This window comes from Streptomyces diacarni (genome assembly GCF_003323715.1).
GTDB classification, from domain to species: domain Bacteria; phylum Actinomycetota; class Actinomycetes; order Streptomycetales; family Streptomycetaceae; genus Streptomyces; species Streptomyces diacarni.
This window is the reverse complement of the sequence record NZ_QOIN01000035.1, coordinates 183531-197869: the sequence shown is the minus strand read 5'-3', so window position 1 is coordinate 197869 and position 14339 is coordinate 183531. Positions and strand designations below refer to the sequence as shown.

12 protein-coding genes and 2 tRNA genes are annotated in these 14339 nt (G+C 70.5%); 6 read left to right on the top strand and 8 right to left on the bottom strand.

The features are described from left to right. Nucleotides 1-16 precede the first annotated feature (16 nt). Nucleotides 17-1297 carry an extracellular solute-binding protein gene (locus tag DTL70_RS08505; RefSeq protein ID WP_245979135.1) on the bottom strand — a complete coding sequence of 427 codons (1281 nt, stop codon included), beginning with the start codon at nucleotides 1295-1297 and terminating at the stop codon, nucleotides 17-19. A gap of 115 nt (nucleotides 1298-1412) precedes the next feature. On the opposite strand from DTL70_RS08505, the gene DTL70_RS08500 reads away from it, so the two are divergent. Together DTL70_RS08500 and DTL70_RS08495 are read left to right on the top strand one after the other, a co-directional pair. Further along, a complete protein-coding gene (locus DTL70_RS08500; RefSeq protein WP_114021241.1) occupies nucleotides 1413-2078 on the top strand; it encodes a TetR/AcrR family transcriptional regulator in 666 nt (221 codons plus the stop codon). Then, the gene (locus DTL70_RS08495) at nucleotides 2075-2839 is read left to right on the top strand and encodes a glucose 1-dehydrogenase (RefSeq protein WP_114021240.1); all 765 of its coding nucleotides are present in this window, start codon (nucleotides 2075-2077) and stop codon (nucleotides 2837-2839) included. The genes DTL70_RS08500 and DTL70_RS08495 overlap by 4 nt, the downstream gene beginning before the upstream one ends. 75 nt (nucleotides 2840-2914) lie before the next feature. Here DTL70_RS08495 and DTL70_RS08490 read toward each other — a convergent pair whose 3' ends face one another. After that, entirely contained in the window at nucleotides 2915-5557 is a 2643-nt protein-coding gene (locus tag DTL70_RS08490; protein WP_114021239.1) for a valine--tRNA ligase, read from the bottom strand. Between the two features lie 132 nt (nucleotides 5558-5689). Here DTL70_RS08490 and DTL70_RS08485 point away from each other — a divergent pair, with 132 nt between their 5' ends. From DTL70_RS08485 to DTL70_RS08475, 3 genes are all read left to right on the top strand, one after another. Further along, complete coding sequence (locus DTL70_RS08485) at nucleotides 5690-6757, top strand: hypothetical protein (RefSeq protein ID WP_114021238.1); 1068 nt, start codon at nucleotides 5690-5692, stop codon at nucleotides 6755-6757. Between the two features lie 322 nt (nucleotides 6758-7079). Then, on the top strand, nucleotides 7080-8111 hold the full coding sequence (locus DTL70_RS08480) for a hypothetical protein (protein WP_114021237.1): 1032 nt from the start codon (nucleotides 7080-7082) through the stop codon (nucleotides 8109-8111). Nucleotides 8112-8171: 60 nt separating this feature from the next. Beyond that, complete coding sequence (locus DTL70_RS08475) at nucleotides 8172-9014, top strand: hypothetical protein (protein WP_147266750.1); 843 nt, start codon at nucleotides 8172-8174, stop codon at nucleotides 9012-9014. Between the two features lie 125 nt (nucleotides 9015-9139). On the opposite strand, the gene clpX is transcribed toward DTL70_RS08475, so the two are convergent. The 5 genes from clpX to DTL70_RS08450 all read right to left on the bottom strand — a co-directional run bounded on the left by clpX (nucleotide 9140) and on the right by DTL70_RS08450 (nucleotide 13797). Continuing rightward, nucleotides 9140-10423, bottom strand: a complete 1284-nt coding sequence (gene clpX / locus DTL70_RS08470) for an ATP-dependent Clp protease ATP-binding subunit ClpX (protein ID WP_114021235.1) — start codon at nucleotides 10421-10423, stop codon at nucleotides 9140-9142. 175 nt (nucleotides 10424-10598) lie between these two features. Further along, nucleotides 10599-11258, bottom strand: a complete 660-nt coding sequence (locus DTL70_RS08465; protein WP_114021234.1) for an ATP-dependent Clp protease proteolytic subunit — start codon at nucleotides 11256-11258, stop codon at nucleotides 10599-10601. Between the two features lie 100 nt (nucleotides 11259-11358). Then, nucleotides 11359-11976, bottom strand: coding sequence for an ATP-dependent Clp protease proteolytic subunit (locus DTL70_RS08460; protein WP_114018229.1), 618 nt, complete (start codon nucleotides 11974-11976; stop codon nucleotides 11359-11361). 229 nt (nucleotides 11977-12205) lie between these two features. After that, a complete protein-coding gene (tig, locus tag DTL70_RS08455; protein WP_114021233.1) occupies nucleotides 12206-13618 on the bottom strand; it encodes a trigger factor in 1413 nt (470 codons plus the stop codon). Nucleotides 13619-13720: 102 nt separating this feature from the next. Further along, nucleotides 13721-13797 (bottom strand) — tRNA-Pro (locus DTL70_RS08450). 56 nt (nucleotides 13798-13853) lie between these two features. Here DTL70_RS08450 and DTL70_RS08445 point away from each other — a divergent pair. Continuing rightward, nucleotides 13854-13924: transfer RNA gene (locus tag DTL70_RS08445), tRNA-Gly, on the top strand. A gap of 213 nt (nucleotides 13925-14137) precedes the next feature. Here DTL70_RS08445 and DTL70_RS08440 read toward each other — a convergent pair. Continuing rightward, nucleotides 14138-14332 carry a hypothetical protein gene (locus DTL70_RS08440; protein ID WP_114021232.1) on the bottom strand — a complete coding sequence of 65 codons (195 nt, stop codon included), beginning with the start codon at nucleotides 14330-14332 and terminating at the stop codon, nucleotides 14138-14140. Nucleotides 14333-14339: the final 7 nt, after the last annotated feature.

The window sequence follows — 14339 nt, the reverse complement described above, 5'->3', positions numbered from 1 at the left end:
CGGGGCCGCCCGCCCGTCAGTCGCGGCGGGCCGCGCGGTCGGCCTCGTCGGCCGCCCTCTGCAGGGCGTCGAGAACGGCCCGCGGGGACGGCCCCTTCGGGTCGACGGCCTTGCCGACGGAGCCCTGCACGCGGGTGCGCACGGTCGGCCAGGAGGTACGCCCCACCGGCTGGAACTCGGCGTCCGGCATCTGGTCGATGAACCGGCGCAGCGGCTTGCCCGAGGGGTCCGCGCGCAGGGCGCGCGAGCCGGAGACGGTGACGGGCAGGGTGCCCTGGCCGCTGCCGTACTGGCGCACGGAGGTGACCTGGTAGAGGAAGTTGAGGAACGCGGAGCACTGCTCGCGGCGGCCGCCCGCCTTGAACGCCATCAGCCAGTCGGAGAGGCCGACGGGCGGTGCGGCGCCGCCGTCCTCCTTGGGGAAGGCGGCGTGCGCGTACGGAAACTCGGCCTTCTGCGCGGTGCCGAGCAGCACCGGGTGCGCGTTGAGCATGCCTATCCGCCCCTTGAGGAAGCCCTCGTAGGCCTTCGTGCGGGTCAGCTTGTCCGGGTGGGCGCCGGCCAGCCCTTCGGCGACCATGCTCTCGCGCAGCCAGGTCAGCGCGTGGACGTTCTCGGCCTTGCCGAAGTCGTAGCCTGCGGTGCTGGCGTACCCGCCGTCCGCGGCCAGCATCCAGGCGAGCGCCTCGTCCTCGGCGGCCTCCGGGCCCAGCGCGAGCCCGTACGGGGTGGGCACGCCCGCCCGCTTGAGCGCCTGGGCCGCGGTGCGCAGCTCCTCCCAGCTGCGGGGCGGACCGCTGATGCCGGCCTTCTCGAAGAGGTCGGTGTTGTAGAAGAGGCGCGGGGTGCTGGCCAGGAACGGGATCCCGTGCTGCGCGAAGTTCACCTCGCCCGCCTGGGCGAAGGAGGTGATGAAGTCGGCCTGGACCGGGATCTTGAAGACGTCGCTGGCGGGGAAGAGCCTGCCGTCCTCCGCGTAGCCGGCGAAGACGTTGCCCTGGGAGATGTCGGGCGGGTCGCCGTCCTCGACCCGCTTGGCGAGCTCCTTGTCGATGCGGGTGAAGGGGACGAGCTGGAGATCGACCTTGATGTCCGGGTGCTTCTTCTCGAACGCCTTGATGACGTCGCTCCACTGGTCGGTGATGCCCGAGCCGACGCTTTCGTCGTAGCTGGAGGCGAGCACGGTGAGCGTCTGCTCCCCGCCGCCACCGGAGCACCCGGTGAGCCCGAGGCCCGTGGCGGTCGCGAGAGAGGAGGCGCCGAGGAGGAACTGGCGTCGATGCACTGGTCTTGCCACCCATGGTCGTACGGTCGCTCGTCTCCCCCGCTCGCGCCCGTGCCCGCACCGGGCCGCACCCGGGCCGGTTTCGGCCGCGGTGGCAGATTGTGCCATGCAGGCATAGTCTGCTGACATGCCGGTCGCCAGTAACCCGTCGAGCTCGCTCGCCGAGAATCCGTCGAGCTCGCTCACCGAGCGCCGCAAGGCCGAGACCCGCACGGACCTCGCACGCACCGCCGCCGCGCTCTTCGTCGAACGCGGCGTACGGGACACCCGGGCCGAGGACATCGCACGGGAAGCGGGCGTCGCACCGCGGACCTTCTACCGCTACTTCCCCACCAAGGAAGAAGCCGTCGCCCCGCTCTTCGCGGCCGGGGCCAGACAGTGGGTGGACGCCACCCGGGCCGCCCCCGCGCACCTGACCGTCGCCCAGGCCCTGGTGCACGGCACCCGCGAAGCGCTCGCCACCGACGACGCCGCCAACGCCGAATCCCTGGAGTGGGTGCGCTCACTCCTGCGGCTGGCCGCGGCGAACCCCGCGCTGCGCTCGGTGTGGAACGACGCCTACCACGCGTCCGAGACCGACCTGGCAGCCGCGCTCGCCGAGCGCGCCGGCGACCCCCGGCGCGCCGCCGCACTCCCCGTGCGACTGGTGGCCGGCACAGCGGCGACGGCGGTCCGCGTGGCCGTCGAGACCTGGGCGGCCGGTGACGCACCGGCCGACGGGCCCGAGGGCCCCGCGGCGCTCGCCGCGCGCTGCATCACCTCCCTGAGCGAATCCCCCTGGAGCACGACATGACCGACCTGACCGGCAAAACCCTTCTGATCACCGGCGCCGCGCGCGGCATCGGCGCCGAGACGGCCCGGCAGGCCGTCGCCGCGGGCGCCAAGGTCGTCCTCACCGACGTCCTGGAGGACGAGGGCAAGGCCACCGCCGCCGCGCTCGGCGACCACGCCCGCTTCGCCGCGCACGACGTCACCTCCGAGGAGGACTGGCAGCGCGTCGCCGACCACGCCGTCTCCGAGTTCGGCGCCCTCGACGGCCTCGTCAACAACGCGGGCATCTCCACCGGCGCCCCGCTGGAGTCCGTCTCCACGGAGTTCTTCCGCAAGGTGCTCGACATCAACCTGACGGGCGTCTTCATCGGCATCAAGACCGCCGTCCCCGCGATGCGGGCGGCAGGCGGCGGCTCCATCGTCAACATCTCCTCGGCGGCGGGGCTGATGGGCCTGGCCCTGACCGCGGGCTACGGCGCCTCCAAGTGGGGCGTCCGCGGCCTCACCAAGATCGGCGCCGTCGAGCTGGGCACCGACCGCATTCGGCTCAACTCCGTGCACCCCGGCATGACCTACACGCCGATGACCGCCGAGGTCGGCATCCAGCAGGGCGAGGGCAACTACCCCAACACCCCGATGGCCCGCGTCGGCGAGCCGGGTGAGATCGCCTCGGCGGTGTGCTTCCTGCTCTCGGACGCGGCGTCGTACATCACCGGCGCCGAACTCGCCGTCGACGGCGGCTGGACCACAGGACCGACCGTCAAGTACGTGATGGGGCAGTAAGTCCGCCGGCCTCACGGGAACACCGCGCCCCCTCCTCCGCGTACGGAGAAGGGGGCGTTGCCGTCGCTGCCCGCGTCAGGCGAGCCGGTCCAACTGCTGCGTCAGACGCGCGATGTCCGCCTCGGCCGCGGCCTTGCGGCCCCGGATCCTGTCCACGACGTGCTCGGGCGCCTTCGCCAGGAACGCCTCGTTGGTGAGCTTGGCCCCCGTCTGCGCCAGCTCCTTCTCCGCCGCGGCCAAGTCCTTCGTCAGCCGCTTGCGTTCGGCTTCCACGTCGATGGCGCCGGACAGGTCGAGACTGACGGTGGCGCCCGCCACCGGCAGCGAGGCCGTGGCCTGGAAGCCCTCGCCCGCCGGCTGGAGCCGCAACAGCTGCCGGACGGCCTCCTCGTGGGCCACCAGCGGGGTACCGGCCAGCGCGAGGTCGGCGGGGACCTTCTGGCCGGGCTGGAGGCCCTGGTCGGCGCGGAAGCGGCGGACCTCGGTCACCGCCTGCTGCACGGTGGCGATCTCCGCCTCGGCGGCCGCGTCGCGGAAGCCGGAGTCCTGCGGCCAGGCGGCCACGACGATGGACTCGCCGGACTCGCCGCCGGTCAGCGTCGTCCACAGCTCCTCGGTGACGAACGGGACGATCGGGTGCAGCAGCCGCAGCGTGACGTCCAGGATCTCGCCCAGAACGCGGCGGGAGACCTCCGCGGCCCGCCCGCCGCGGGCGAAGGTGGTCTTGGACAGCTCGACGTACCAGTCGAAGACCTCGTCCCAGGCGAAGTGGCGCAGCGCGTCGGCCAGCTTGGCGAACTGGTAGTCCTCGTAGTAGCCGTCGGCCTCCGCCAGGACGGTGTTCAGCCGGGAGAGGATCCAGCGGTCGGTGGCCGCCATCTCGCTCGCGTCCGGCAGCGCGCCCTCGACCGTGGCGCCGTTCATCAGCGCGAAACGGGTGGCGTTCCAGATCTTGTTGGCGAAGTTGCGGGACGCCTTGACCCAGTCCTCGCCGATGGGCACGTCGGTGCCGGGGTTGGCGCCCGAGGCGAGGGTGAAACGCAGCGCGTCGGAACCGTAGGCGTCCATCCAGTCCAGCGGATCGACGACGTTGCCGAAGGACTTGGACATCTTCTTGCCGTGCTCGTCCCGCACGAGGCCGGTCAGCGCGATGGTGTGGAACGGCGGCTCGTCCATCACGTACGTGCCGAACATCATCATCCGCGCGACCCAGAAGAAGATGATGTCGTAGCCGGTGACCAGGACGTCGGTGGCGTAGAACTTCGCCAGGTCCGGCGTCTCGTTTGGCCAGCCCAGGGTCGAGAAGGGCCACAGGCCCGAGGAGAACCAGGTGTCCAGGACGTCCGGATCCTGGTGCCAGCCCTCGCCGGCCGGGGGCTGCTCGTCCGGGCCGACGCAGACGACCTCACCCTCGGGGCCGTACCAGACCGGGATGCGGTGGCCCCACCACAGCTGGCGGGAGATCGTCCAGTCGTGCATGTTGTCGACCCAGTCGAAGTAGCGGGACGCCATATCCGCCGGGTGGATCGTCGTCCGGCCGTCGCGGACGGCGTCGCCCGCCTTCTTCGCCAGCGGGGCGACCTTGACCCACCACTGCATCGACAGCCGCGGCTCGATCGTCGTCTTGCACCGCGAGCAGTGGCCGACGCTGTGCACGTAGGGGCGCTTCTCCTGAAGGACACGGCCCTGCTCGCGCAGCGCGGCGACGATCGCCGAACGCGCCTCGAAGCGGTCCAGACCCTGGAAGGGGCCGTGCGCGGTGATCACGCCGCGCTCGTCCATGACCGTGAGCATCGGCAGGTCGTGGCGGCGGCCGATCTCGAAGTCGTTCGGGTCGTGGGCCGGGGTGACCTTGACCTGCCCCGTGCCGAACTCGGGGTCGACATGCGAGTCGGCGACGACGGGGATGGTGCGGTCGGTCAGCGGCAGCTTGATCTGCTTGCCGATCAGGTGCTGGTAGCGCTCGTCGTCCGGGTGGACGGCGATGGCCGTGTCCCCCAGCATCGTCTCGGCCCGGGTGGTGGCGACGACCACCGACTCCTCACCGTCGCCGTACTTGAGCTGGACCAGCTCGCCGTCGTCGTCCTGGTACTCCACCTCGATGTCGGAGATGGCCGTCAGACAGCGCGGGCACCAGTTGATGATCCGCTCGGCGCGGTAGATCAGCCCGTCGTCGTACATCTTCTTGAAGACGGTCTGGACGGCGCGCGAGAGGCCCTCGTCCATGGTGAAGCGCTCGCGGGACCAGTCGACGCCGTCACCGAGGCGCCGCATCTGGCCGAGGATCCTGCCGCCGTACTCCTGCTTCCACTGCCAGACGCGGTCGACGAACGCCTCGCGGCCCAGGTCCTGGCGGGACCTGCCCTCCTCGCCGAGCTGCTGCTCGACCTTGTTCTGGGTGGCGATGCCCGCGTGGTCCATGCCCGGCAGCCACAGCGCCTCGTAGCCCTGCATCCGCTTGCGGCGGGTCAGGGCGTCCATGAGGGTGTGCTGGAAAGCGTGCCCGAGATGGAGAGATCCTGTGACGTTCGGGGGCGGGATGACGATGGTGTACGGCGGCTTCCCGCTTTTGGCGTCCGCCTCGAACCAGCCCGCCTCCACCCAGCGCTCGTACAGCTTCCCCTCTACCTCGGCCGGCGCGTACTGGGTCGGCAGATCTGCGGGGATGGCGCTGTGCGGCCCGTGCGCGTCCGGGCTCTGCTGAGTGTTGTCGGTCACGACCGCCAGTGTACGGGCGCCGATGTCCCGGTCTCGAATCGGTTTGAGGACCGGTGCAGCGCTCGGAGACGGCATCCGTCACTATGAGCGTCAGCGCATTCGACTACATGTTCACGGAGGGGAAGCGCCGCCATGAGTGACAACCAGCCCGGCCCGTACGGCGGCCAGCCAGGCCAGCCCGGACCCTACGGCCAGCAGCCGGGGCCCTACGGGCAGCAGCCCCAGCAGCCCGGCGGCCCGAACCCGTACGGCGGTGCCCCGGGGCAGCCCGGCTACGGCTATCCGCAACAGCCCGGCGCACCGCAGCAGCCTCCCGGCCCTCCGCCCCAGCAGGGCGGAGCACCTTACGGCTATCCGCAGCAGCAGCCCGGCATGCAGCAGCCCGGTATGCCGGGCCAGCCCGGCGGCCCCTACGGGCAGCCCGGCCAGCCGGGGATGCCCGGGATGCCGACGCCGCCGCCGAGCAGCGGGGGCAAAGGCAAGACCATCGGCATCGTCGTCGCGGCCCTGGTCGTCGTCGGCGCGGTGATAGGCGGCGTCGTCCTCTTCACCGGGAAGGACGACGACAAGGGCGGCGGCAGCGGCGGAGGGGGCGGCTCCTCGGTCGCCGACGACGGCAAGAAGTACAAGCTCATCACGCCGGAGACGGTGGTGTCCGAGTACGACAAGAAGCCGGGCTCGGAGAACAACTCCTCCAGCGGGTTCAGCGAGTCCGACCGGGAGAAGTTCGAGCAGTTCGGCGTCAAGGACCCCAAGAGCGTCTCGGCGACCTACGAGAGCGGCGAGGGGATGAACGCCAAGACCCTCAACTTCGGCGGGGTCTACGGCGAGATCGAGAACCCGGAGGCGGTCGTCAACGCCGCGCTGCTGATGGTGGCCAAGGAGGCGGAGAAGGACCCGAGCACCGGCGGTGGCGGCAAGGCCGAGCTGGACGGCAAGCCGCAGGAGGTCAACCCGCCGAGTCTGGGCGACGACGCGGTGATGAAGTGCCAGAAGGTGAAGTTCACCGCGCCTCCCGGCGACACCTCGGGCATCGAAGGATTCACCATGCCGTTCTGCATGTGGGGCGACCACAGCACCATCGGCTTCGTGGTGACCGCCTCCTCGGCCGACGTGCTCAGCGGCAAGGACACCCCCGTGTCCGAGGCCGGTGAGACGACGGCGAAGGTCCGCAAGGACGTGCGCGTACCGCTCAAGTGAGCCCGCACGCCTCGGGCGACGAGGGCGACGAACGCGATACGGGGGACGAGAGGTGAGCACGGCGCCCGGCGGTCTCCGCCGGGCGCCGTCGTGTCACACACCGCCTGTCACACACCGCGCTCGGGGCCGCAACACCGCGCGCCCTTGCCCGCACACACCGCACACCTCGGGGCATTGCGCGCAGAGCGGGGCAATGCACTGCGCGAGTTTCACGATTGCGTTCCCGCCCGGCACCGATTCGGCGCCCGGTGCGGCGTTCTCGTCGTGCATCCGTCAAGATGAGCTGGCGCGATAAGCACATCAACGGAGGGGAAGCGCCGCCATGAGCCACAACCAGCCAGGCCCCTACGGCCAGCCGGGCCCTTACGGTCAGCAGCCGCCGCCCGGAGGGCCAGGCCCCTACGGCGGCGCTCCGGGCCAGCCGCAGCAGCCCGGTTACGGCTACCCCCAGCAGGGCCAGCCGCAGCAGCCCGGTTACGGCTACCCCCAGCAGGGCCAGCCGCAGCAGCCCGGTTACGGCTTCCCGCAGCAGGGCCAGCCGCAGGGCGGCGCACCGTACGGACAGCCGGGCCAGCCGGGGATGCCGGGGCAGCCTCCGGGTATGCCGGGCCAGCCGGGCCCCTACGGGCAGCCGGGGCAGCCCGGGATGCCGATGCCGCCGCAGAGCGGCGGTGGCAAGGGCAAGACCATCGGCATCGTCATCGGCGCGCTGGTCGTGGTGGGCGCCGTCATCGGCGGACTGTTCGCCTTCGGCGTCCTGGGCGGCAGCGGCAACAGCGACGTCGCCGACGACGGGCCGCACAAGCTGACCGTCCCCGACCAGGTCGGCGAGTACAAGACCGGCTCGTCGGCGGGCGGCAGCGGCGGCGGCCCCGTCGGCGCGACGGACTCGGCCAAGGCCGCCGAACTCGGCGTCGAGGATGCCAAGAAGGTGTCCGGCGGCTACACGACCGGGACCGGCACCAGCAGCAAGTCGATGAGCTTCAACGGCGTCTACGGCACCATCGACGACCCGGAGAAGACCATCGACAACGCCTTCTCCAAGGCCAACGAGAACTCCCAGGACACCGGCGACAACGTCGGCGAGTCCGAGAAGGTCGCCTGGGACGGCGAAGCCGAGTCGGTCGAGCCCGCGGGGCTGGACGGCGCGCTGATGAAGTGCCGGACCGCGAAGGTCACCGAGGGCAGCAGCAACCTGTCCATGCCGATCTGCGTGTGGGCGGACCGCAGCACGATGGGCACCGTCGTCGGTGTCGACGTCGCCGCGGCCATGAAGGGCACCGGCGGCGTCTCCAAGGACGAGGTCGCCAAGTTCGCCGCCGACCTGCGCACGAAGGCCCGCGTCAAGTCCTGAGCCGCCTGCCGGCAGTCGGCCGGACGATTCCGTACACGCCCAGGGGAGGGAACCCACCGCATGACCCAGCCACCCGTCCCGAACCCACCGGGCGGACACGGGCAGCAGCCTCCGGGCCCTTACGGCGCCCCCGGCCCCTACGGACAGCCCCCGCAGGGCCCCGGCCCTTACGGAGCGCCGCCCCCGGCCGGTGGCCCCTACGGAGCGCCGGGGCCCTACGGCGGGCCGCCCGGCGCTCCGGGCCCTTACGGCGCCTGGCCGCCGCCTCCCGTGCCGCCGCCCCGCCGCGGCCTGGGCGGCGGCGCCATCACCGCCATCGTGCTCGGCAGCCTGGTGGCGGTCGGCGGGGCGCTGTTCGGCATCGGCGCACTCGTGGCCGCGAGCAAGCCGCACGGCACCGAGAAGATCCGGTTCCCCGCCACGCTGGAGAGCGGCTCCTACAGCCGGGTGGACGACAACGCCCAGGTGAGCGAGCAGGAGCGGCAGCTCCAGGACGAGCTGCCGGCCGACGGCGTCGCCAGGGTCGCCACGTACTCCGCCGGTTCCTCGGGCAGCCCGACAGCGGGCGGGCTCGCCATCTCCGGCGCCTACGGGGACATCGACGCCTCGTCGTCCGAGATGCGCGACGACATGCTGGACGGGATGGGCCAGAGCCAGAACGGGCGGGCCGTCGGCGAGCGCAAGGAGTTCACCCGCGGCGGCGTGGAGGTCTCCTGCCAGCTGACGCGCCTCTCCCAGGGCGGCGTCAGCGTGTACGCGCCCGCCTGCGCGTGGGCGGACGAGTCCACGATGGCCGTCGTGCTGGAGGTCGACATCGCCAACACGAGTCCGGGCTCCATCGACTTGGAGAAGTTCGCCGGCCTCACGGTCCGCGTCAAGGACAAGGTGACGGTGCCCAGGTAAGGCGCCCGCCACACGGCCGACCGGTGAGGGCCCGCACCCCGTTCGGGATGCGGGCCCTCACCGTTGCCGTCCGGGGCGCGGGGCGGCCCAGTGGGCTCGCGGGCGCGGGGCGGCGCCGTGGGCGCTCAGGCGCTCTTCTCGTGGCGCTGCTGCTCGCCGTTGCCGCGGGCGCGCGGGACCAGCGTCGGGTTGACGTTGGAGTGCACGACCTCCTCGGTGATCACGACACGCTCCACGTCCTTGCGGGAGGGCACCTCGTACATCACCGACTGGAGGACCTCCTCCATGATGGCGCGCAGGCCGCGCGCCCCGGTGCCGCGCAGGATGGCCTGGTCGGCGATGGCCTCCAGCGCGGGCCGGTCGAAGTCCAGCTCGACGCCGTCGAGTTCGAACAGCCGCTGGTACTGCTTGACCAGGGCGTTGCGGGGCTCCATCAGGATCTGCAGGAGCGCCTCGCGGTCGAGGTTGTGCACCGAGGTGATGACCGGGAGCCGCCCGATGAACTCGGGGATCATCCCGAACTTCACCAGGTCCTCCGGCATGACCTCCTCGAACTGGTTGCTGGCCTCGATCTCCCGCTTGGAGCGGATGTCGGCGCCGAAACCGATGCCCTTGGCACCCGCGCGGGACTCGATGATCTTCTCCAGCCCCGCGAAGGCGCCGCCCACGACGAACAGCACGTTCGTCGTGTCGATCTGGATGAACTCCTGATGCGGGTGCTTGCGGCCGCCCTGCGGCGGCACGGAGGCGGTGGTGCCCTCCAGGATCTTCAGCAGCGCCTGCTGCACGCCCTCGCCACTGACGTCACGGGTGATCGACGGGTTCTCACTCTTGCGGGCGACCTTGTCGATCTCATCGATGTAGATGATCCCGGTCTCGGCCTTCTTGACGTCGTAGTCCGCCGCCTGAATGAGCTTCAGCAGGATGTTCTCGACGTCCTCACCGACGTAGCCCGCCTCGGTGAGCGCCGTGGCGTCGGCGATGGCGAAGGGCACGTTCAGCATCCTGGCCAGCGTCTGCGCCAGCAGTGTCTTGCCGGAGCCCGTGGGCCCGAGCAGCAGGATGTTGGACTTCGACAGCTCGATGCCGTCGTCCCGTCCGCTCCCGTTCTCGCCCGCCTGGACGCGCTTGTAGTGGTTGTAGACCGCGACCGAGAGCGCCTTCTTCGCGGCCTCCTGGCCGACGACGTAGCCCTCGAGGAACTCGTAGATCTCCCGGGGCTTGGGCAACTCGTCCCAGCGCACCTCGGAGGACTCGGCGAGCTCCTCCTCGATGATCTCGTTGCAGAGATCGATGCACTCGTCGCAGATGTACACACCTGGCCCCGCGATGAGCTTCTTCACCTGCTTCTGGCTCTTGCCGCAGAACGAGCACTTGAGCAGATCGCCGCCATCACCGATGCGTGCCACGAGGAGCTTCCCCTTCGCCTGGGATCCGTCAGGGATATACGGACCGAGGTACGTGCTGAAACGACGGTACCTTGCCCGGCCGCCGGAATGGGCCCCCCTTGGAACGACCCGGCCGACACTTCCCGCGCCGCGCCGTGTCGTTCCCAGGGGATGTGGGCCGCCTGAACATGCTCCGTCAGACTCCCACGGAGGACTTGCGGGTCGTGACGATCTGGTCGATCAGCCCGTACTCCAGGGTCTCCTCAGCGGTGAGGATCTTGTCGCGCTCGATGTCGGAGGAGATGACCTCGCGCTCCTTGGTGGAGTGCTTGGTGAGCATGTCCTCCAGCTGGTCGCGCATCCGCTGGATCTCGTTGGCCGCGATCTCCAGGTCGGAGACCTGGCCACGGCCCGTCTCGCTGTAGGGCTGGTGGATGAGGATGCGGGCGTTCGGCAGCGCCATCCGCTTGCCGGGCGTACCGGCGGCGAGCAGCACCGCGGCGGCGGAGGCCGCCTGGCCCATGCAGACGGTCTGGACGTCGGGCTTGACGAACTGCATCGTGTCGTAGATCGCCGTCAGCGCCGTGAAGCTGCCGCCCGGGGAGTTGATGTAGATCGAGATGTCGCGGTCGGGGTCCATCGACTCCAGGCACAGCAGCTGCGCCATGACGTCGTTGGCCGAGGCGTCGTCGATCTGCACCCCGAGGAAGATCACGCGCTCCTCGAAGAGCTTCGCGTAGGGGTCGTACTCCCGCACGCCCTGCGAGGTGCGCTCGACGAAGCGCGGGACGATGTAGCGGGACTCGGGCGCGATGCCGGTGAACTCGGCCCGCGGGCCCGGCTGAAGTGAGGTCATCGGGAGGTTCTCCTGGAGATGAACGGGTGGCTGCGGTCGGGGCGGGAGCCGTGCGGCGCGGGGCCGCACGAAGGCGTGCCGTGCGGCGCTGTGGCGGGTCTCACGCGCCCGTTCCGCCGCCGCCCGGAAGCTGCGCGGCGCTGCCGTAGACCTCGTCGATGAGACCGTACTGCTTGGCCTCCTCGGCGGTGAACCAGCGGTCACGGTCCGCGTCGCGGGTCCACTGCTCGACGGTCTGGCCGCTGTGCGCCGCCGACAGCTCCGCCAGCCGCTTCTTGGTGCGCAGCAGCTGCTCGGCGTGGATCTTGATGTCGGTGGCCGAGCCCGCCAGGCCCGCGGAGGGCTGGTGGATGAGGATGTCGGCGTTGGGCAGCGCGAACCGCTTGCCGGGCGTGCCGGCGGTCAGCAGGAACTGGCCCATCGACGCCGCGAGTCCCATGGCGATGGTGACGACATCGTTCTTGATGTACTGCATGGTGTCGTAGATCGCCATGCCCGCCTGGACCGAACCGCCCGGGCTGTTGATGTACAGGAAGATGTCCTTGTCCGGGTCGGCGGCGAGGAGAAGGAGCTGGGCGGTGATCTTGTTGGCGATGTCGTCGTCCACCGGCTGGCCGAGGAAAATGATGCGCTCGTCGAGCAGCCGGTTGTAGACCTGGTCGCCGAGGCCGCCACCGTAGTTGGGCTCACCGGCGGCGGAAGGCTTCGGAAGCGTCACGTGTCCACCTGCTCGTGTCCGGACGGCCACGCGAAGCTGGCCGTCACTGGGGTCTTCGTCTACTGGGGACCCTAACGCGCCACCCGGCGGCAGCCATCCCGGTCAGAGCGCATTTCGCTGTGAGCGCAGGTTCCCCGACCGGCCGGGCCGACAGCCGAACGGGGGGCGCCAGGGGCGTGCTCTCGCGCCCTGGCGCCCCCCGTCCGCGGGTCCGTGCTCGGGGGCGCGGTCAGCCCTCGGCCTTCTCCGCGCCGGACTTCTCGTCGCCCTCGGCGGCGGCCTCGGCCGTCTCGGCGGCGGCCTCGGTCTCGGCCGCACCGTCCTCGCCGTCCTCGTCACTCAGGTCGACGACCTCGCCGTTGGTGTCCTTGACGGTGACGGCCTCGACCACGGTCGCCAGGGCCTTGCCGCGGGCGACCTCACCGACGAGCACCGGCACCTGGCCGCCCTCGACGACGGCCTGCGCGAACTGGTCCGGGCTCATGCCCGAGGACTGGGCGCGGCGCATCAGGTGCTCCGTCAGCTCTTCCTGGCTGACGTTGAGCTTCTCCTTGCTGACCAGCTCGTCCAGGACGAACTGGGTGCGGATGCCCTTCTCCGCCTGCTCCTTGAGCTCGGCGTCGAACTCCTCCTCGGACTTGTCCTGCATCTTCAGGTACGAGCCCAGGTCGAGGCCGAGCTGGCCGAGCTGGTGGTTGACCAGGTTGTGCTTGCGGCTCTCGATCTCGTCGGCGAGCAGCTTCTCCGGGACCGGCACCTCGGTCAGCTCCAGAAGGGCGTCGAGCACCTTCTCCTGGGCCTGGGTGGCCTGCTCGTACTTCTTCTGGTCGGCCAGCCGCTTGCGGCTGTCCTCGCGCACTTCCTCCAGCGTGTCGAACTCGCTGGCCATCTGCGCGAACTCGTCGTCCAGCTCGGGGAGTTCCCGCGCGGAGACGGACTCGACCGTGACGGAGACCTCGGCCTCCCGGCCGGCGCCCGAGCCGCCCTTGAGCTCGGAGGCGAAGGTGGCCGAACCGCCGGCCTCCAGCCCCGTGACGGCCTCGTCGATGCCGTCCAGCAGCTCACCGGAGCCGATCGTGTAGTCCACGCCCTGGGCGACGCCGTCCTCCAGGACCTCGCCGTCGATCTTCGCCTCGAGGTCGATCTTGACCACGTCACCGTCGCCGGCGGCGCGCTCGACGACGGAGGTGGAGGCGAACCGCTCGCGCAGCTGCTCGACGGCCTTGTCCACGTCCTCGTCGGAGACCTCGACGGCGTCCACCTCGGCCTCGATGCCGCTGTAGTCCGGAATCTCGATCTCCGGACGCACGTCCACCTCGGCGGTGAAGGCCAGCAGCTCGTTGTCCTTCAGCTCGGTGATGTCCACCTCGGGCTGGCCGAGCACGTTGAGCTCGCCCTCGTCGACGGCGGACTGGTAGAGCTTCGGGAGCGCGTCGTTGACGGCCTCTTCGAGGACGGCACCGCGGCCGAAGCGCTGGTCGATCAGGCGCGCGGGGATCTTGCCCTTGCGGAAGCCGGGAACGCTGACCTGCTGGTTGATCTTCTTGTACGCCGCGTCGAGGCTGTCCTTGAGCTCCTCGAAGGGCACCTCGACAGTGAGCCGAACCCGGGTCGGGTTCAGGGTCTCCACGGCGCTCTTCACGGTCGGTCTCCTTGGGGCTGGCATTGGGGGTCTTGCTGATTCTTGAGCTGCGCCCCGTATGCATGCAGACACGACACAGGCACGCGCGTCTTTCATAGTACGTGGTCGGGGTGGCCGGATTCGAACCGACGACCTTCCGCTCCCAAAGCGGACGCGCTACCAAGCTGCGCCACACCCCGTCGATGCGACACGTAGAGTACATGTCGTAGGATGCGGCTGTGCCGATCCGGCCTCTGCGGGCGTAGCTCAATGGTAGAGCCCTGGTCTTCCAAACCAGCTACGCGGGTTCGATTCCCGTCGCCCGCTCGCAACGAAGGCCCGGCCCCCTGGTGGGGGCCGGGCCTTCGGCACGGAAAGAGCCTGCTCAGCGCTGCTGGGCGGCCCCGCGGGTACGCCTGCCGGCCCCGCGGGCACGCCCGGCGGCGCGCCGCCGCGTACGCCCTGTGTCCGCGCGCGGACAGCCCGCGGCCGCCCGTGTCGTTCCAGGGGCGGCCGGGATTCGGCGGGGCGTCGGTACGGCTAGAAACTGATCTGGTTGATCGTGTCGGCGATCGAGTTCAGGAACCTGTTGATCGACGGCGCCATGCCCGTGGAGGCAAGGAAGAAGCCGAAGAGCATGGCGACGATGGCCGGCCCCGGCTTGATGGACTTGCTCCTGATCATTACCACCAGGATGACCGCCAACAGCACGACTACGGACAGCGAGATGGCCACAACTGCT